Below are 19,304 nucleotides of genomic sequence, written 5' to 3' on the forward strand. Positions count from 1 at the left end.
AGGTTTTGCAAAAAAATTACCACCTTTGTGTCATAATCATCCTAAACAAAGATAGGTATTTGAGAGTTATGATCAGACGCACAGTGAATTTCTCATTTCTTTCCTTACTTTTGATGATATGCCTGGTCTTTAATTCCGGATGTTCATCGGATGAAAAGCCACCAAAGGACACATTATCTCAGGAACAAATGGCATCGATCCTTACTGATATCCATATTGCGGAATCAAGGGTTACAAGGATGCAGCTTAAATCATCAGATTCTTCGCTGATGGTTTTTAACAAATTAAAACAGGACATCTGGAAAAAATATAAAGTGGATACGCTGAATTACCGTAACAGTTATACCTTTTATATGACTCACCCCAAACAGATGTCTCAGATTTACGAAAAAGTAAATAAAAAAATAGAATCACGGGAGAAAAGTAACAATTTTAAGCCTTAGGTAATTTCCTTCTTCTTTTGTCAGAACTCAACACAAACCCGCCATTAGCTGTGAACGATAGCATTGTTGTTATTCCAACCTACAACGAGATTGAGAATATTGAAGCAATTATTCGCAAAGTATTTAGTCTTAGTAAACCATTTCATGTTTTGATCATCGATGACGGCTCTCCCGACGGAACAGCCAATATCGTTAAAAGCCTGATGACGGAATTCAGCGGATCACTGCATCTTGAAGAAAGAAAAGGCAAATTAGGCTTAGGTACTGCTTACATTCATGGTTTCAAATGGGCCATGAAGAGGGGTTATGTATATATTTTTGAAATGGATGCTGATTTTTCACATCCACCTGAAGATCTCCTGCGTTTATATCACGCCTGCGCAGTAGAAAAACATGATGTAGCAATCGGCTCGAGATACATCACCGGAGTTAACGTTGTAAACTGGCCAATCAACAGGGTTCTGATGTCCTACTTTGCAGGATATTATGTACGAATGATTACCGGAATGCCGATTATGGATCCCACGGCAGGATTTATCTGTTACACCAGCAAAGTTTTGGAAACCATTAATCTGGACAATATCCGGTTTATCGGTTACGCCTTTCAGATTGAGATGAAGTTCAATTCATGGAAATACGGATTTGATATTACCGAAGTGCCCATCATTTTTACAGACAGAACCAAGGGTGCCTCCAAAATGTCCCGAGGAATTTTTAAAGAGGCGATCCTGGGTGTGATAAGCCTTAAAATCAACAGCTATTTTAAACGTTATATTCCTAAGACGCCAGTTCAGCAATAGCCAGCCAGCTCATCAGACCCGTTGAAATTTCTAGTGCAGATTCGTCAATATCGAAAGTTGGCGTATGTACGCCTGATACTATTCCCCTGGCTTCGTTACGTGTTCCCAGCCGATAGAAGCAGGAATCAACAACCTGAGAATAAAAGGCGAAGTCTTCTCCCGCCATCCAGAGATCAAGATCCACAATGTTTTCTGCACCCATATATTGCGTTGCGGCAGTTCTGATTCTACGCGTCAGTTCGGGATGATTTTTCAGGAAGGGGTATCCGTGAACGATATCAAAAACACAGCTGCCGCCCATGGATTCGGCGATACCTTCCGCCAGTTTTTTCATTTTACCAAGTCCTTCTGCACGCCAGACTTCATCCATACACCGCCATGTACCCTGAATCGTAACTTCGTCGGGAATGACATTGGTTACACCATCTGCAATAAAACGCCCGAATGAAAGTACCGCCGGATTTGCAGGATTTCGGTTGCGACTGATAATCTGCTGCAGTGCCACAATGATATGCGAAGCCATCAGCACCGGATCCACCAGTTGGTGCGGAGCCGCCGCATGGCCGCCTTTGCCCTTTACTGTCAGATAAAGTTCATCGGTGCTCGCCATGTACATGCCTTCCCTGAATCCGATTTTACCGACCGGAATATTTGGTGCAACATGCTGACCAACCATACTGGCCGGCCGTGGATTCTCAAGCACACCTTCTTTGATCATGAGAGAGGCCCCACCAGGCGCTTTTTCCTCTGCGGGCTGAAATACCAATTTTATTGTCCCGTCAAATTCGTCCTTCAACTGGTGCAAAATTCTTGCAGTTCCCAGTAAACTGGATGTATGTACGTCATGCCCGCAAGCGTGCATCACACCAGGAACAAGTGATTTATAAGGAACATCATTTGCTTCCAAAATAGGAAGAGCATCCATATCAGCCCTTAAGCCGACCGTTCTAGATTCTGCATTTCTCCCCTCAATAATAGCAACAACACCGGTTCCTGCAAAACCTTCCTGAGGATCGAGCCCAATAGCACGAAGTTGCTGTGCGACGTAACCTGCCGTTTTAAATTCTTCAAAAGAAAGTTCAGGATTACTGTGAAGATGGCGTCTGTGAGCGATAACCTGTGCTGACTGTTCTTTGGCAAGTGCCTTTATTTTTTCCTGAAGCTGAGACATAATGAAACCAGACTGTTTAAAAAGGGCGGTAATTTCCCGAATTGTCCCCAAAGGTACAAACTAAATAGAATCGGAGATAATGATGAAGACATCAGGGCACGGAATTATACCATTTGCGAAGAAGCCTCGTTTCTTTGAACGATCTTCAAAGAAAAAAAGTAATTTTGAAGCGATATATCAATAAGCAAAATACAAAATGGATCATAAGGAGTTTTTAGAATCGCTGGTTTGTCCACTAACTGGCGGCACACTTACACTTGCCGAAGATGGCAAAACACTAACCAGTGCGGACGGTATCATTTATGAAGTTGGCGAGACAGGTATCGTCAACATGTTATATCCCAAGGAGTTACTTCCCGGTGACGCCCGAGAACAATATCTTTATGATCAGGCATTTCTTCGTTACGACAAAGGCGTTTCCTGGGTTTTTGAAACACTGAATCATTCGGATGAAGCTGCTACCCGTAAGTTCTTTATCGACCTGATGGAGCTAAAACCGGGTATGAAGGCACTGGAAGTTGGCGCTGGAACCGGAAAAGATTCTGCACTTATTCTTGATAAAGTAAGACCCGGAGGAACGGCTGTATTGTCGGACCTTTCTCCTAATATGCTTAAACTGGCTCAGGAAAAACTTTCTACTGAAGATGTAAATGTGCATTATTTCCTTGGAAACGGATCTTATTTGCCGTTTGCTGACGATACTTTTGATGCCGTTTTCCATTTTGGAGGGATCAATACTTTTTCAGAAAGAAAAAGAGCGTTTGACGAATTGACCCGCGTTGTACGCCCTGGCGGCAAGGTTGTAGTTGGTGATGAAAGTGTGGCACCATGGTTACGGAATACCCCTACTTATGCTACTCTCTTAAAAGCAAACCCGCTTTTCCGTGCCGAAGTACCTATTGAAGATGTGCCGGCAAACGTAGAAAATTTCAAATTACACTACGTTTTTGGAAACGCATTTTACATCATGGAGTATCGCGTAACAGCAAAAGCACCTGAAGTAGATATCGACCTTCCTATTCCTGGAAAAGACTTTGTCGACAACTGGAGACTGCGGGCGGAGAAGGCTGTTGATTAGGAGTATTTAGTTTACAGTTTTTAGTTCACAGTTTACCGTGCGCATAACGAGAATCTGGTAGTCATAAGTTTTTAGTAAACAGTTTTCAGTTCGAGGTGAGTATTGGATTTGTGAGCGCCTAGTCCTGTTAGTCATAAGTATTTGAAGACAAGTGTTCTTTATGATATTTGGTATCTTTGGCTTTGTAATAACTTTGCTTTTCGATGGCTTACAGTGATTTCAGAGATTTGATTGCGTTTCAAAAGGGGTTTGATCTTTCCATGAAAATATTTCAGTTGAGTAAAAATTTTCCTAAGGAAGAAAAGTTTTCTTTAACGGACCAGATTCGGAGAAGTTCGCGCTCTGTTTGTGCTAATATTGAGGCTTATCGTAAAAGAAGATACAAAGCTCATTTCATTTCCAAACTTTCAGATTCTGATAGTGAAAACAGTGAGACACAGGTATGGTTATTATTCTCCAAAGAATGTGATTGTATAAACTCGGATACTTTTAATCTTCTTTACAGTCAAAGCAGAGAAGTAGGAAAATTGCTAACTTATATGATGGATCATCCGGAGAAATTTATTATCCCCGATAGAACATAAGTGGAACTAATTAAACTCAAATAATTAGTTGCCGCCACGTATAAATTGTTTACCGCACCGGCGGCCCGGTCAAGACTAAAAACTCAAGGAAAAGTTGTGCATAAAATTCATTAAACTCAAATAACCAGTTACAGCCACCTGTGAACTGTTTACTAACAACTAAAGACTTTAAAAAATGTGGGTTAAAAAAGGAGTAGTATATAAACCGGACGGTACACTTGCTCATAGCTTATCGCATGCTCAGGTTCCGTTTGCATATAAACATAAAGATTTTTTACGCATCTATTTTTCCTCCCGTGATGCGAGCGGACAGTCCCGCCCGACTTTCCTGGATGTAGATTACGACGATCCTCAGAAGATTCTTTACATACACGACAAACCAATACTGGAACTCGGCGGACCGGGCGAATACGATGAAACCGGCGCTATGCCGTCCTGGTTTGTTGACATGCCAAATGGCGAAATCTGGCTTTATTATACCGGCTGGAACCGTACCTGGAACTCATACAGACTTTCGATGGGGCTTGCGGTAAGCACCGATGGCGGGCTTTCCTTCAAAAAAATGTTTGTTGGCCCGATTATGGATCGCAGCATAGAAAATCCGTTATGGGCAGCGCAGCCGTCAGTAATCCGTGAAGACGACGGAACATGGCGCATGTGGTACATTTCAGGTCATAAGTGTGAATACATTCACGGGTATCCTGAGCCATTTTACCGTGGGCAATCAGCAACTTCAAAAGACGGAATTCACTGGGATATCAGCGATGTTCCAACTTTGGAATTTGACGATTTCCTGCATGCAGTTGGACGGCCAAGTGTTTTCAAAGAAGACGGACTTTATAAAATGTATTATTCCTACCGTCATACCAGAGACTACCGCACGGACCGTAACCAAAGTTACCGCCTGGGTTATGCAGAGTCTGTTGACGGAACAAACTGGGAGCGTAAAGACAACCTGGTTGGAATAGCAAAATCAGAAAATCCGGAAGATTTTGATTATCAGATGATCAATTACGCCAATTATTATACCCATAACGGCAAAAAATATTTGCTGTACAACGGAAATGGTTTTGGTGCTGCCGGTTTTGCTTATGCTGTTTGGGAAGATTAATAATTGTTACAGACGCGACTGACGAAGGTCATACGTTTGCACTTTACGAAATGATAGTTTTGAAGGTAATATCTTTTAAAAAGTTGATCATAAAATGAGTACACTTCGCGAACAGTTTAATAAAGACGGATACATTCTTCTCAGAAATTTTCTGGATAAAGAAGAAATAAATGTGATCTATCAGGAAGCCCGGAAAATATTTGCAACACAGATCAAACATGTTACCGGTAAAACAGTTGACATCGATGACCGTGATGGTTTTGAAAATGCAATGTTTGAGTTTTTTGAAAAAGATTTTAATGCATTTGTCAATACCGGGAAAACAGTACAGCATACTTTTTCGCTGCACAGACTTGGCCTTGATCCTAAGATTGAAAATTTATTAAAGGAAGTAGGTTTATCAAATCCGATTATCGGAGCACGTGCAGCCATGCAGTTTAACAGTCGTTTTTTGTCAAAAGATGGCAGTAAACACTGGAAACTCGATGCGCATCAGGACTGGCGCACCGGGCAGGGTTCACTGGACAGTGCCGTGATTTGGTTTCCGATGGTAGATGCAGGTGCAGATATTGGTGCGTTACAGGTTATTCCAGGTAGCCATAAATCAGGTTTGCAGGAATCCAGCACTTCGGGTTATCAGGGAGGAATTACTTCAACTTTAAAAGAAACAGACTTTTTACAAACCGAATTTAAAGTTGGTGATATTCTGATTTTCTCCGCATTTTTGATTCATCAGTCAGGAAACAACATTACGAACAACATACGCTGGTCGGTGCAACTTCGGTATAACAATCTTGACGAGCCCACTTTTATTGAAAGAGGTTATCCGATGGCCTATATCTACAAACCTGAAAGCGAGTTGGTTACACCTGATTTTCCTACAACAAATCAGCTTGTTGAGATATTCAGTTAATTTATTCTGATTTATATTTTAAGCATCAGCCTTCATCCGGCTGGTGCTTTTTAGCTTATGAAAGTATCTGTCTGCGTACCTGCCTATAACCACGAAAAGTATATCGCCCAAATGCTCGATGGTGCTTTGATGCAGCAAACGACGTTTCCGTTTGAAATTGTGATCGGTGATGATGCTTCTACGGATAGTACTCAGGAAATTATCCGGGAATATATAAAAAGATATCCCGGCAGAATCAACGCCTTTTTACACAAAGAAAATCAGGGCCCAACAGAACCCAAAGAATTTGCTGGCAGAAACAACGTACTCGCTTTACTAAAAGCCTGCAGGGGGGAATATGTGGCCATGTGCGAAGGTGATGATTACTGGACAGATCCGCTCAAACTTCAAAAACAGGTCAATTTTCTTGATGCAAATCCCGACTTCGCAATTTGCCATCACAACGTTGAAGTGATTTATGAAGATGGTTCGCCAAGCCATTTTTTCAATAATGCAGACCAAAAACTTGTTTCGACGATTGAAGATATTCTGGAAGACAAATGGTTTATGGCCACCGCAAGCTGGTTATATCGAAATCATTTTCTGATCAATGACTTTGCAGACTGGCATGCATCAGCGGCTGCAGGCGACTGGGCAGTAGTTATTCAGCTGGCAGCGCATGGTAAAATCGGTTATTTACCGGAGAACATGGGAATTTACCGGAAGCATAGTGCGGGACTAAGCAACGTACATGCACAAACCAATATACGGTTTTGGGAAAACAGGAAGGAGATGTTTGAAAACGTCAACAAATGGCTTGATCTTCGTTATGACAATACCATTCAGAAAACGGTTTCAAAATACAACGCTTACCTATCGGAAGCCGAAAAAATTGGAGGTTCCGATTTATAATCTTTAATTTGTACTGTTTTCATCACATTAACCTACATGAAGCTAAGCATCGTAATACCAGCTTATAACGAGGAGGAATCTATATCGCACACGTTAAGATCTCTTTACGGAACCTTAAATAAATACAATATACCTCACGAAATTTGCGTCACAAACGACAATTCCAAAGATGGTACATTAAGAGTCCTTGATGAGCTTTCGCTGGAAATTCCAACATTAACCTACTATACCAATCCGGGTCCTAATGGTTTTGGATACGCTGTTCGTTATGGCCTGGAACGCTTTAAAGGAGACTGCGTCGCGGTGTTTATGGCAGATATGTCCGATGACCCTGAGGATTTAGTAAAGTATTATTTCAAAATGCTTGAAGGCAATTATGACTGCGTTTTTGGCTCGCGTTGGGAAAAAGGTGGAAAAGTAGTAGATTATCCGGCAGTGAAAAAAGTGATCAACCGTGTTGCCAATTTTATCGTAAAGATGGTAATGGGCATTAAATATAATGACACTACCAACGCATTTAAATTATACAAAAGAGAGACCATAGAGGGCATAAAACCTTTTCTGGCTCCGCACTTTAACCTCACCATTGAACTCCCGCTAAAAGCAATGGTGCGCGGCTACAATTATGCCGTAGTGCCAAATAGTTGGACCAACCGTAAATACGGTGAATCAAAACTTAAAATTAAGGAAATGGGTAGCCGGTACTTTTTTATCCTGATGTACTGCCTGATTGAAAAATATTTCTCACAAGGTGATTTTATGAAAAAATCCGTCGCTCCGACGAAGGAGGTGAGCAGGTAATAGTTAAGTTCACAGTTTTAAGTTTACAGTAACAACTTACTTAGTCTGCGAACTGTCTACTAAAAACTTAATACTTCTTACCTGATCCATTCCTGGATAAACGTCATCTTATGCGCCAGATAGGAAATTGCCAGTCCCCAGACAACGGCGCTTATTGACATCCACAAAAAGATAGAAGTACGCGGAACACGAAACGCTACAGCCAGCAGAGGCCCGAAAATCGGAGTAAAAAGCGGGGGTGTTAAAAAGGCAATTCCGATTATGCCAAATTTCTTCCATATCCTGACGGCCAGACGGTTGGTTCTGCTAAACCTTTTTGACGGGGTTTTACGATGTTTTTTTACCAAAGCCTGAACACCCTTTCCTGCAAAAGTTAGCAGTACCACACTGAACATCATACCAAAGGCTGAAAAAAAAGCTGTTTCAAGCCAGTTCAGTTTTAGAATAACTCCGGTTATGGGTCCGCCGAAAAATTTCAGCATACTCGCCAGGGCAACGGACAGATATTTAAGCAAAAGGGTTTTCATTATATTTTCACCGGTATCATTTCAGAAGCAAAACGTCTTGCTGCTTCATTTGTTTGAACATAATCAGAATAGGTTGGATTTTGGATGTATTCAGTCTTAGCTAATGTATCAATGATTACGTCTGAGATTTCAAGAAATCCGATCCGGTCATGAAGAAAAGCATCTACTGCTATTTCGTTGGCAGCGTTAATGATACAGGCCGCATTTCCGCCTTTTTCCAGAACTTCATAAGCCACAGCCAGGTTACGAAAAGTTTCGAGATCCGGTTTTTCAAAGGTAAGCGAAGGAAAATCCGGGAAGTTAAATCTGGGGAAATCTGATTTCAATCGTAATGGATAGTGAAGCGCGTACTGAATCGGCAACTTCATATCAGGTAAGCCCATCTGTGCTTTTAAACTCCCGTCCTCAAACTGAACCAGCGAGTGAACAATGCTTTGCGGATGTACGATAACATCAATTTGGCTTGCTCTCAGATCAAACAGCCATTTTGCTTCTATCACTTCCAGACCTTTGTTCATCAAAGTTGCTGAATCGATCGTGATTTTAGCCCCCATCGCCCAGTTTGGGTGTTTGAGTGCCTGCTGTTTGGTTACAGAAGACAGAAACGTCCGGTCTTTTCCGCGAAACGGCCCGCCGGAGGCAGTTAAAATAATTTTTTCAATCTTATTTTCTGACTCACCAGCCAGGCACTGAAAAATAGCAGAATGCTCTGAATCAACCGGATATATATTGATTTTATATTCTTTGGCAAGATTCATGATCAACTCTCCTGCCACCACAAGCGTTTCTTTGTTTGCGAGGGCGATATCCTTGCCGGCTCTTATGGCATGTATCGTAGGAAGTAATCCTGCATAACCGACCATTGCCGTGAGTACGGTATCAATTGTTTCGGATTCAACCACGGATACCAACGCATCTGCACCGCTGTAAACTTTAACTGGAAAGCCGGACAGCGCTGAGGCAACTTTATCATGCAGTGTTTTATTTCCGATGACAACCTCTCTGGGTAAAAATGTTGCGGCCTGTTTAATAAGTAAATCAGCATTATCCTGCGCCGTAAGTACCTCAACCGAAAATGTTTCAGGATTTGCTGCAATTACTTCCAGTGCCTGGGTGCCGATAGAACCGGTTGATCCCAGGATAGCTATTCGTTTTTTTGTCATAAAAATACTTTCATGTAATGGCCGTCACTGGTTAATTTTAGTCAGCTCATCCGCAATCTTGCGGTCATTGGAAAGGCGCGGAACCTTATTTTGCCCGCCAAGTTTGCCGCTTGCACGCATGTAATCAATAAAGGAATTTTTACGTAAAGGTTTCAAAACCAGTTGTCTTAAAATACTTCCTTTGATCAGATCGTCGTAATAAACATTTAGTTCGGTCAGGCGCCTGTCGACATCCTGTACAAACTGCTCCATATTATTCGGTAAGGTAGCGAATTCTACCAGCCATTCATGATACGGCAGGCCGCCTTGCTCAGGCGCAACCATTGGTGCAACCGTGAATTCAACCACTTCTACCTCCGGATGACGCTCCATGCCATACCTCAGCGCTTTTTCGATTTCCTCCCCTATCACATGTTCTCCGAAAGCAGAAATAAAATGTTTGATTCTGCCGGTCACTAAAACCCGATAGGGATTGGTAGATACAAAACGAATAGTATCGCCAAGTGAATAACCCCAAAGCCCTGCATTGTTATTGATGATCATGGCGTAGTTTTTCCCTATTTCCACTTCTCCGATCGACAGGCGTTTTGGATTTTCATCGAAAAAGTTTTCTGTTGGTATAAATTCGTAAAAAATTCCGGTGTCAAGAAGCAGCAAAAGCCCTTCCTCATCCTGTGAATCCTGATAGGCGAAAAAACCCTCTGATGCCGGATAAAGCTCAATAGAGTCGATTGGCTTTCCGATCGATTCGAAAAGTTTGGCTCTGTACGGTTCAAAATTCACGCCGCCGTAAATGAACAGGGAGAATTCGGGAAATACGTCTTTGATCTTTTTTCCTGTTCGGGCAATGATTCTGTCAAAATACATTTGAACCCAGGGCGGAATGCCTGAAATCAGCGACATGGGCTGATCTATGGTTTCATCAATAATCTTGTCAAGCTTCGTTTCCCAATCTTCTATACAATTGGTTTCGTAGCTGGGCAGCTGATTGGCACGCAGGTAAGCCGGAACATGATGATTGGAAATTCCGGACAAACGGCCTGTCAGCACACCACCAGTTTCGGTAAGTACAGGACTGCCCGACAAAAAAATGAGTTTATTATCCAGAAATTGTGCCTTGCCCGTTTCAGCAATATAAGTCAATATGGCATTGCGGGCGGAGTTGATATGATTTGAAATCGAGTCTTTTGAAATAGGGATATATTTTGTTCCGGAAGTTGTTCCCGATGTTTTTGCAAAATATAAAGGTTTGCCGGGCCATAAAATATTTTCTTCGCCCTCTTTAATCTTTGATATGTAACCTTTTAAATCTTCATAGTCGCTTACCGGAACAGCACTTTTAAAATCCACATAGGAATGAATATCTTTAAAGAAATGATCCTTTCCGAACTGCGTATTCATGGCTTTTTGTACCAGGCCTGTACGCCATTTTTCCTGGACTTCCCTGCTTGCTGCAATCCATTCATGTTGCTGAGCAACGATATAACGAGCCAGGGGCTCACTTAAAAATGCTTTGATTCCCATAGTAAAAACAAATGTACACAGGATTTGTAAATTCTATTCTCAATGCCCTTTCACCCGAAACAGCATTGAGCCTTTGTTTACTTGTTTACATCTTGAAATATTTTGCTTTTCAAAAGGTAAAATAGATAAACATCTATACAAAAACTGACCTGCTTACAACTAGTTTTACATGGCAAAAACAGCCCGTTTTAAGCCCTTTCTAAACGTATAACAATACAGTTGGTGAAATTTATTAAATGCCTTTGTTTGTGGGTAATTATCTGTAATTTTGCACACCTGAAATCAAAGAGAGGGAAATTTTAAAAAAATATATGGGATTGTTTGATTTTTTGACAAGCGACATAGCGATTGATTTAGGGACTGCAAATACCCTGATCATCCATAAAGATACAGTAGTTGTTGATGAGCCTTCGATTATTGCCATGGATAAAACCACCGGCAAAGTGTTAGCGATAGGACACACAGCTATGCAGATGCACGAGAAGACCAACGAAAATATAAAGACGATCCGTCCACTTAAAGACGGTGTAATCGCAGACTTTACAGCAGCAGAAATGATGATCCGGGGTATGATCAAAATGATCGACACCGGGAGCCGTTTTTTCACACCTTCACACAGAATGGTGGTTTGTATTCCGTCTGGTATTACCGAGGTTGAAAAACGTGCTGTGAAGGATTCCTGTGAACATGCGGGAGCCAAAGAAGTATACATGGTTCATGAGCCCATTGCCGCGGCCATTGGTATCGGCATTGACATTACCCAGCCAAACGGTGTGATGATTGTAGACATTGGCGGAGGTACGACCGAAATTGCTGTTATTGCTCTTTCCGGTATTGTCTGCGAGCAGTCGGTACGTATTGCAGGTGATGTTTTCACGCGTGATATCGTAGATTACATGCGCCGTGAGCACAACTTGCTGATCGGGGAACGTTCTGCTGAGCTTATTAAAATGGCAATCGGATCTGCTTCTCCTGAACTGGAAATTGCTTTGGAAGATTACCAGGTTCGCGGCCGGGATTTAATGACTGGTATTCCCAAAGAAATTCGGGTTACATACAGCGAGATTGCTTATTCTCTGGATAAATCCATTTCCAAAATAGAAGAAGGTGTAATGAAAGCGCTGGAAATTTCTCCTCCGGAGCTTTCTGCGGATATTTTCAAAAATGGTATCTGGCTTACCGGTGGTGGTGCCCTTATACATGGTTTGGACCGCCGTATTTCCCAAAAAACCAAATTACCGGTTCATATTGCCGATGATCCGTTAAAGGCAGTTGTAAAAGGTACCGGAGAAGTTCTGAAAAACCTGGAACTTTATAAGCCTGTATTGATTTCGTAGTGTCGGATCGTTCACAGTTTATTCAGCAGGTTCTGTTGAATAAACTGCGGGTGAACATTTAAGCCCATGCTCCAGCTTGTTGATTTCGTTTTCAGGAATCGTTTCTTTTTGGTATTTGTATTGCTGGAAGTTCTCAGTGTATGGTTGATCGTGCGTAACAATTCCTATTGGGGTGCTACCTACTTTAACACTTCTAATTATTACGTTGCCAAAACGTTGACGTTATCCAATTCTGCAAAGGAATACACCAAGCTTGGTGAGATCAATGCCGACCTGGCCAGTGAAAATGCCCGTCTGCATGCACAGCTTGCAGCTCTGAGCCAAAGCAAACCGACAGATGCTCCGGCAGGCTATGTGCCCGATTCTGTTTTCGCTTCAAGGTTTACTTACACGGTCGCCAAGGTAGTCGACAACGAGACTACCAAAACGAACAATGTCATTACCATTGACAAAGGCACAGCACATGGAATTAAACCGGGAATGGGTGTTATTTCAGCAACCGGCGTGGTGGGGAAGGTTCGTTTTTGTTCCGAAAATTATTCCGTCATAACTTCTATCCTGCATTCACAGTTTATGGTGTCATCCAGGCTGATCAGGAGCAACGAAATCGGTTATGCCAAATGGTCCGGGAAAGATCCGAATGTGATCGACTTGATAGATGTTTCGAAGTATACAAAGATTTTCAAAGGAGACTCTGCTGTTACCTCTAATCAAAACTCGGTTTTTCCGCCGGGGATCATGGTGGGCAAGGTTGAGAGTGTTACGGTACACCCGGATCAGACATTTTACAACATCGTTCTGCGGCTCGCCACAGACTTTAGAAACCTTTCATATGTCTATGTGGTACAAAATCACCAACTTGGGGAACAGCAACAACTTAAATCACGTACTGAAGAGCTAAAATGAGTTTACGCGAAACCATTCAATATACTTTAATGATTTTGCTATACCTGTTTCTGCAGATATTCATCATGCGGAATCTGGTTTTATTTAATTATGCCTTCTGTTTTGTATACATCGCCGGCGTTCTTTTGCTGCCTGCCGATATTGACAGGCTGTATTTACTTCTTATTGGTTTTGCAACAGGGTTCGTAGTAGATGTGTTTTCCAACACCTTTGGTATGCATGCTTCGGCTACCGTACTCATCGCATATCTCCGGCCTTTTTTAATTCAGTATCAAACCGACGCAAAGGGTTCAGAACGTCCGGAAGTGGGAATACGGTCTCAGGGTCTAGGCTCCTTCCTGGCCTATATCATGCCACTCATCTTTGTGCACCACGCTATGTTGTTTCTGATAGAAATGAACAATGTCGGGATGATCCTGTACACCACCATACGAATTGCGGCCAGTGTACTTCTTACAACAGTAATGATTGTCATCCTGGAACTTTTTTCAAAACGTTAGTATGACAATTTGACGGGTGTATGTTACCTGGCTCGTTATTTGATGTATATACATGTAATAGCGGTAAATAGCAATTCAAGGTTTTAATAATTTGTCAGTTGGCAGGGTTTTTAAGATCGTAGATTTTTTATCGCGTATAAATGGCTTTTCCACTGCTTCAAAAGGCCATTCATCAAATTTTAATTTGTACCGTTTGGAGCTGTTGTTAATCTTTGTAAATTCAGCATTCCTATGTCAGTTGCCATGTCAGAAACACTAACGAATAATGGATATACGGACGACCTTCGATATGAGGTTTTTAACCGTGAATTCATGCCACATATTGATTCCATGTACAACTTCGCCTTCCGTCTTACCATGGACGAAGACGATGCAAACGACCTGGTTCAGGACACATATCTTAAAGCTTTCAGGTTTATTTCTTCTTTTGAACAGGGTACAAATGCGAAAGCCTGGCTTTTTCGTATCCTGAAAAACAGTTTTATAAACGATTATCGTAAAAAAAGTAAAGAGCCTTCCAAAGTCGATTATCAGGAGGTAGAAACAACCTATAATTCTGAGGAAGCATCGGACACAACGTATACAGTTGATCTTCGTGCCGATGCTGTGCAGGAATTGATCGGAGATGAAGTTGCAAATGCTTTGAACGCACTTCCTGTCGATTTTAGGACTGTTATTATACTTTGTGATATTGAAGGTTTTACATACGAGGAAATGGCCAAAATCCTGGACATTCCGATCGGAACTGTGAGGTCCAGATTACACCGTGCACGTAACCTTTTGAAAGAAAAACTAAAGAGTTATGCGAGTTCAATGGGGTATGATTCATAAGTTGTGAAACTTTTTTTGCAACCTATTTGGTTATAAGGTACAACTGTACATATTCCAAATTCTTTTTATCATTATTGGTAATGAATGCATCTTTGAATACGCCTTCTGTCACAGAAGAAGCGCAAAACAAAACCATGAAGCATAATTGCGAGCATCGTGCTGAATGTATGAAAATCATTCAGGCGATACTGGACGACGAAGCGACCGACGCCGAAAAGGATCATTTCAGAGAAAACATGGATAAGTGCATTCCCTGCATAGAAGCTTACCGGTTAGAGAAATGTATTAAGGATTCTCTTAGTCTCAAAATTCAAAAAAAGCCTTGTCCGCAAAGCATTTTGGATACAATTATTACAAAAATAAACAGTTAATACTGTTCGCGTGAAAGGCAAGCTTATCATTTTTTCTGCACCTTCCGGATCTGGTAAAACCACCATCGTACGGCATCTTTTAAAAAAACATCCTGACCTTCTGGCATTTTCTGTTTCCGCATCTACAAGGGAACGGCGTGATCATGAGATAGACGGAAAGGATTATTATTTCATACCTAAAAAGGAATTCAGGCAGAAAATTGCTGATAATGAATTTGCTGAATGGGAAGAAGTGTATGCCGGCAATTATTACGGTACCTTCAAAACAGAAATTGAACGTTTGTGGAGTGAAGGAAAGCACGTCCTGTTTGATGTCGATGTAAAAGGAGGCTTAAAACTGAAAGAAATTTACCGGGAAAGTGCTTTGGCTGTATTTGTTAAAGTTTCCTCCGAACAGGAAATTATCCGTCGCCTTAGCGAAAGAGGTACAGAAACAGAAAAATCTTTGGAAACGCGTTTGGGTAAAGTCAGATATGAACTTAGCTTTGAAGACAAATTCGATGTTACGCTTGTAAATGATGATCTGGAAGAAACGCTGAAAAAGGCAGAAAAGATGGTACTGGAATTTATCGCTTCCTGACACAAACATTATTCTCTATAAAGCATTTGTAATGAAAATAGGCCTGTTTTTTGGATCATTTAATCCCATCCACATTGGCCATCTGATCATTGCCAATACCATGGCCACAGCCACCGATCTTGAACAGGTTTGGTTTGTAGTCAGCCCGCAGAATCCCTTTAAAAAAAATAATAGTCTCCTCCACGAATTTGACCGCTACGATCTCGTGCAGCGTGCCATTGCTGACAATTCTCTTTTAAAAGTTACTGACGTCGAGTTTCACATGCCGAAACCGAGTTACACCATTGATACGCTGATTCGTATACAGGAAAAATTTCCGCAGCATGAATTTAAGCTGATCATGGGAGAAGACAATTTGTCACAGTTTCCAAAATGGAAAAATCATGACAAAATTCTTGAGTACGTTGGTTTGTACGTTTACCCCCGCCCCGACTCCGCAGCACACAACTTCAAAGATCATCCTTCGGTACGTTTTGTGGAAGCTCCGTTGCTGGACATCTCTGCAACGTTTCTCAGGTCCTGCCTGAAAAAGGGAACATCCATACGTTATATGGTTCCGGAGGCTGTGGAGCAGATGATCCGGATTAAGAAATTTTATTTGTAGATTGTTTGTTTAGACTTTCCAAGTTTCCAAAACTTGGAAAGTCTTGGGAAGCCTAACGTTCACCTCACCTTTTTCAATTCATCCAGCATCGCAGGCCTTCTTGGATATTTAGCCCTGAACCTGGGCTGCTTCCAAAATCTTGTTTTTCCCTTCCGGCATCAGTTTGATGATTTTTTGCATATTGGAAGCAATTTGCGCATACCCCGAACGCGAGTCCGCCTTATCTCCGGCTAGCAGCAGTGCCGGAAAAAGTAAATCGATAAGTTTGGTTTGGTAATCTGCGGCCAGGTATTTCATATAATTCAGCAACACTTCCAGGCTTGGATATGCTTCCACGAGTTCATAAAGTTTGTACCAGTGTTTTTCCTGCACATAAATAGGCGCAAGCCGGTTTAACAAAGCACTGTTTTTAGACCACCAATGATTGTTAAAATGTTTCTCCGCCTCCAATTCAACCTCATCAACTATTTTTTGAATTAAACTACCAAATTCCGCTTCCCATTCTTCCTTTGCGAAAGTCTTCTTCCACTTTTGGTAATACTCTTTTTCAAAACTACGGTCAAAGGCAAAAAGGAGGTTGAAATGTCTTTGCATGATTACATCGCCCTCCAGATCGGCAATTCGGAGAAGCGTTTTTTGCCATTCTGAAACCGTACCGGGATGCTGCCTTTTTTCAGCCAGAATTATTCCCTGGTAAATTAATTCTTTTGCTTCAGTGTACTCTTTTCTATTAATCGCTTCATTAACAACATTCCGCCTCACTTCAACGATATCCATATTTTGCCGGATCAGTTTTTCTGCTTCAGGCGTATTTCCTGTTTCTTGAAAAAACAGGATTGTTTGTTTGATAAAATATTCCGCCCTGTAATTGTCTGCCCATACTTCCGTTCGCTTTTTTACGGAACGATTGCTAAATGACAGAAATGCTTCTGGCCTGTTAAGTTGAACAGACAAATACCGGAATATCTCAAAACAGTCCTCGCCAAAGTCCCCATAGTCAAAGTAGACATCGTTGCCGAGTTCTTTAGCCAGGAAATCATGCATGTTTCCTTTTAGCTCCCGTGCACAAAGCTCCGATTCGGCTATTGATCTCAATACAGAAATTGCATTTGAGATCGTATCGCCAATATCGCCATTGGAATCATCCGCATTGGGAATGACATCCTCCACCAATTGTTTCAAAGCCACCCTTGCGATAATGGAAGCATCTTTAAAGTTTTGGTTTTCAAAAGCATCCTTCGCTTTATCCAGAAAATTATCAATCTTTCCTGATAAATCGCCAGCAGAATAGTAATCGACAAACCCTTGGCTCATAGAGGAGCGGATGGCTTTCTTTATCAATTCCGAGTATCTTTTTTCTAAATCTACCTTCTCATCTTTATTGGCGAAATGAAGTTCAAACTGGTTTTTGAAACTTTTGTCGTTTCGTGCGTAAAGCTCTACAAACCCCTTCAGTTCAGAAACAGTGACTTTTTTCAGCAATTCGCTAAAAGACAAAGCCTGATCTTTCTTCTTTTTGGGTTTTAATTTAATGACTTTGATCCGATCTTTAAGTTCATAAAAAACAGCCACAATATGTTTGCAAACATCCGCATCATGCGGACAATCACAGGAATATCCCTCTATTTCATCATTGTCAGTTAGTTCAACCTCCACCGAATACACCTCCGACCCTTCTACCTCCGCGCACCAGATTCCGTCCTCAGCTTCGTCAAGAATGCTGACGGCACCTTCATCAAAATATGCTTTTCCACGCTGGAGGATGGTAGTTGAGATATGAGATTGGAAGTTTTTTAAGTTCATAGATGCCAAAGGCTATTTTGATTGTTCAAATTTAATGGGATGGAAATGATATTCAAAACCGTTTACATTGGATTGGAGGCTCCGATGGAGCCACGTTTTTTTTGACCTGATTATTTTTCTATAAACAGGAAGTTCCTAACGGAACTTTGGCTGCCAGGAAGACAGGTTGGATGCGTCGGGATTTGGCTTTTAAATAACTCTGTAAGAGTTTCCTGTTTATAGCCATAATAAGCGGAGATAGGTTTTGGCTCCGTAGGTAGCCTCTTGGTTACGTTAAAAGGCGGTTGACTTTGTTGCCGGCTAGTCAGTTTTCCATTGGCAATAATCTCGACTTTTTAGTTATTTCTGGGTAGCCGTATATGCGTTTTTGAGTTTGTGTATCCTCAATATTATCAGTAGTGTCTTTGAATATTCTGAGCCTTGCTTTCAGTAGGTTACGTACATCCTTTCGGAAAACAAATCGGAAGTCCATGTTGTCTTCTACTGTCAAATTTAAAGCTCCAGTTGAATTGTTGTACTTGAAGAAATTGAACGAGTTTTGTGGGTTCATATACCAATAGTTGGTGATCAGACTTCTACCGTGTTCTCTATAAAATTTCCCTTGGTTGGACTCATCGACAATAAGCTTAACTAAATTTATTTTAATGTCTCGAATCCCATGAAAGTTTCTTAGTTGATCTTTTATGGTATTTCCATAATCTTCTATATCAATGCTTTGCCGCGGGTTTGCTAGCTCTGAAATTATCAAAATTTCAATCTGAGTTTTAAGCAAATTCCTGAATCTAAGCTGTTTCAATATCTCAAAGAGATTACTTCTGAAACTTCTTTTATCTTGCAGGATATACCTGTCGCAAATAATGATTGAATTAATTGGATGAGGGAATTTTTGTAAATAATTCCAACTGTCAAAACGGGGGGAACATTCTGGTTCATTAGTAATTGGCAGGCAAAGATCCTCTCTTTCCGCTGAAAAATATTTCCAATCCCTCAAAAGGAGGGTTGAATTGAAATACAGCAAGCCAAAGTTTCTTCTTAAATCATTGATATCATCCCGCTCTAAAAAGAAAAGCTTGTATCCGGTAGTATTTGAGTAAAAATTATCGAGCGTTACCTGCTGATTTAAGTTCGGTAATGAGTTTGTATTAAGCGTTCCACTGGATACAATGTTATTCGAAATTCTTGATGTTTTTCTTTTTGATGAAATTTCTTCAATTGGTAGGTCGGTGAAAATTTCAACTTCTCCTCCATGAAATTTTTTGCAGAACCTTAAAAAGTCTTGAAAATGAATGTCGTCATTGTCAAGCTCGTTATCAATCGCGTCAATAAACTTCTCGTCAAAATAAACCTCGAACCGTACATTAGCCAT

21 protein-coding genes are annotated in these 19,304 nt (G+C 41.2%); 15 read left to right on the forward strand and 6 right to left on the reverse strand.

The annotated features are described in order from the left end of the window. Nucleotides 1-68: 68 nt before the first annotated feature. Both E0F88_RS18685 and E0F88_RS18690 read left to right on the forward strand, forming a co-directional pair. Nucleotides 69-443, forward strand: coding sequence for a DUF4296 domain-containing protein (locus tag E0F88_RS18685; protein WP_131959784.1), 375 nt, complete (start codon nucleotides 69-71; stop codon nucleotides 441-443). 50 nt (nucleotides 444-493) lie between these two features. After that, the gene (locus E0F88_RS18690; RefSeq protein WP_131959785.1) at nucleotides 494-1,243 is read left to right on the forward strand and encodes a polyprenol monophosphomannose synthase; all 750 of its coding nucleotides are present in this window, start codon (nucleotides 494-496) and stop codon (nucleotides 1,241-1,243) included. Here the strand turns inward: E0F88_RS18690 and E0F88_RS18695 are convergent. Next, nucleotides 1,221-2,414, reverse strand: coding sequence for a M20 metallopeptidase family protein (locus tag E0F88_RS18695; protein ID WP_131959786.1), 1,194 nt, complete (start codon nucleotides 2,412-2,414; stop codon nucleotides 1,221-1,223). The genes E0F88_RS18690 and E0F88_RS18695 overlap by 23 nt on opposite strands. Nucleotides 2,415-2,610: 196 nt before the next feature. Here E0F88_RS18695 and E0F88_RS18700 point away from each other — a divergent pair, with 196 nt between their 5' ends. From E0F88_RS18700 to E0F88_RS18725, 6 genes are all read left to right on the forward strand, one after another. After that, nucleotides 2,611-3,492 (forward strand): class I SAM-dependent methyltransferase, encoded by an 882-nt coding sequence (locus E0F88_RS18700; protein ID WP_131959787.1) that lies wholly within the window; start codon nucleotides 2,611-2,613, stop codon nucleotides 3,490-3,492. Between the two features lie 203 nt (nucleotides 3,493-3,695). Beyond that, a complete protein-coding gene (locus E0F88_RS18705) occupies nucleotides 3,696-4,076 on the forward strand; it encodes a four helix bundle protein (protein ID WP_131959788.1) in 381 nt (126 codons plus the stop codon). Between the two features lie 175 nt (nucleotides 4,077-4,251). After that, entirely contained in the window at nucleotides 4,252-5,187 is a 936-nt protein-coding gene (locus tag E0F88_RS18710) for a hypothetical protein (protein ID WP_131959789.1), read from the forward strand. Between the two features lie 94 nt (nucleotides 5,188-5,281). Next, the gene (locus E0F88_RS18715) at nucleotides 5,282-6,100 is read left to right on the forward strand and encodes a phytanoyl-CoA dioxygenase family protein (RefSeq protein WP_131959790.1); all 819 of its coding nucleotides are present in this window, start codon (nucleotides 5,282-5,284) and stop codon (nucleotides 6,098-6,100) included. 57 nt (nucleotides 6,101-6,157) lie between these two features. Next, nucleotides 6,158-6,991, forward strand: a complete 834-nt coding sequence (locus tag E0F88_RS18720) for a glycosyltransferase family 2 protein (RefSeq protein WP_131959791.1) — start codon at nucleotides 6,158-6,160, stop codon at nucleotides 6,989-6,991. 36 nt (nucleotides 6,992-7,027) lie between these two features. Beyond that, nucleotides 7,028-7,792, forward strand: coding sequence for a glycosyltransferase family 2 protein (locus tag E0F88_RS18725; RefSeq protein WP_131959792.1), 765 nt, complete (start codon nucleotides 7,028-7,030; stop codon nucleotides 7,790-7,792). A 77-nt stretch (nucleotides 7,793-7,869) separates the two neighbouring features. Here E0F88_RS18725 and E0F88_RS18730 read toward each other — a convergent pair whose 3' ends face one another. Genes E0F88_RS18730 through E0F88_RS18740 form a run of 3 tightly spaced genes read right to left on the reverse strand, consistent with a single transcriptional unit; the run spans nucleotide 7,870 to nucleotide 11,006 of the window. After that, entirely contained in the window at nucleotides 7,870-8,319 is a 450-nt protein-coding gene (locus tag E0F88_RS18730; RefSeq protein WP_131959793.1) for a hypothetical protein, read from the reverse strand. Next, entirely contained in the window at nucleotides 8,319-9,482 is a 1,164-nt protein-coding gene (locus E0F88_RS18735; RefSeq protein WP_131959794.1) for a 1-deoxy-D-xylulose-5-phosphate reductoisomerase, read from the reverse strand. Before E0F88_RS18735 ends, E0F88_RS18730 begins: the two co-directional genes overlap by 1 nt. Before the next feature lie 24 nt (nucleotides 9,483-9,506). Further along, nucleotides 9,507-11,006 (reverse strand): GH3 auxin-responsive promoter family protein, encoded by a 1,500-nt coding sequence (locus E0F88_RS18740; protein WP_131959795.1) that lies wholly within the window; start codon nucleotides 11,004-11,006, stop codon nucleotides 9,507-9,509. Between the two features lie 311 nt (nucleotides 11,007-11,317). Between E0F88_RS18740 and E0F88_RS18745 the strand changes: the two genes are divergently transcribed. From E0F88_RS18745 to nadD, 7 genes are all read left to right on the forward strand, one after another. Continuing rightward, nucleotides 11,318-12,343: a rod shape-determining protein gene (locus E0F88_RS18745; RefSeq protein ID WP_131959796.1), complete on the forward strand. Its 1,026-nt coding sequence runs from the start codon at nucleotides 11,318-11,320 to the stop codon at nucleotides 12,341-12,343. Nucleotides 12,344-12,409: 66 nt separating this feature from the next. Then, nucleotides 12,410-13,249 carry a rod shape-determining protein MreC gene (gene mreC, locus E0F88_RS18750; protein ID WP_131959797.1) on the forward strand — a complete coding sequence of 280 codons (840 nt, stop codon included), beginning with the start codon at nucleotides 12,410-12,412 and terminating at the stop codon, nucleotides 13,247-13,249. After that, nucleotides 13,246-13,749, forward strand: a complete 504-nt coding sequence (locus E0F88_RS18755) for a hypothetical protein (protein ID WP_131959798.1) — start codon at nucleotides 13,246-13,248, stop codon at nucleotides 13,747-13,749. The genes mreC and E0F88_RS18755 overlap by 4 nt, the downstream gene beginning before the upstream one ends. Before the next feature lie 243 nt (nucleotides 13,750-13,992). Further along, complete coding sequence (locus E0F88_RS18760) at nucleotides 13,993-14,580, forward strand: sigma-70 family RNA polymerase sigma factor (RefSeq protein ID WP_229213821.1); 588 nt, start codon at nucleotides 13,993-13,995, stop codon at nucleotides 14,578-14,580. An 80-nt stretch (nucleotides 14,581-14,660) separates the two neighbouring features. After that, the gene (locus E0F88_RS18765; protein WP_229213822.1) at nucleotides 14,661-14,951 is read left to right on the forward strand and encodes a phosphohydrolase; all 291 of its coding nucleotides are present in this window, start codon (nucleotides 14,661-14,663) and stop codon (nucleotides 14,949-14,951) included. Between the two features lie 10 nt (nucleotides 14,952-14,961). Further along, nucleotides 14,962-15,531, forward strand: a complete 570-nt coding sequence (gene gmk, locus E0F88_RS18770; protein WP_131959800.1) for a guanylate kinase — start codon at nucleotides 14,962-14,964, stop codon at nucleotides 15,529-15,531. A 31-nt stretch (nucleotides 15,532-15,562) separates the two neighbouring features. Further along, the gene (gene nadD, locus E0F88_RS18775; protein ID WP_131959801.1) at nucleotides 15,563-16,135 is read left to right on the forward strand and encodes a nicotinate (nicotinamide) nucleotide adenylyltransferase; all 573 of its coding nucleotides are present in this window, start codon (nucleotides 15,563-15,565) and stop codon (nucleotides 16,133-16,135) included. Nucleotides 16,136-16,243: 108 nt separating this feature from the next. On the opposite strand, the gene E0F88_RS18780 is transcribed toward nadD, so the two are convergent. Together E0F88_RS18780 and E0F88_RS18785 are read right to left on the reverse strand one after the other, a co-directional pair. Next, on the reverse strand, nucleotides 16,244-17,938 hold the full coding sequence (locus E0F88_RS18780) for an SWIM zinc finger family protein (protein WP_131959802.1): 1,695 nt from the start codon (nucleotides 17,936-17,938) through the stop codon (nucleotides 16,244-16,246). Between the two features lie 304 nt (nucleotides 17,939-18,242). Further along, nucleotides 18,243-19,304, reverse strand: a complete 1,062-nt coding sequence (locus tag E0F88_RS18785; protein ID WP_131959803.1) for a hypothetical protein — start codon at nucleotides 19,302-19,304, stop codon at nucleotides 18,243-18,245.

Origin of the sequence: Dyadobacter psychrotolerans (assembly GCF_004349265.1) — a bacterium.
GTDB classification, from domain to species: domain Bacteria; phylum Bacteroidota; class Bacteroidia; order Cytophagales; family Spirosomataceae; genus Dyadobacter; species Dyadobacter psychrotolerans.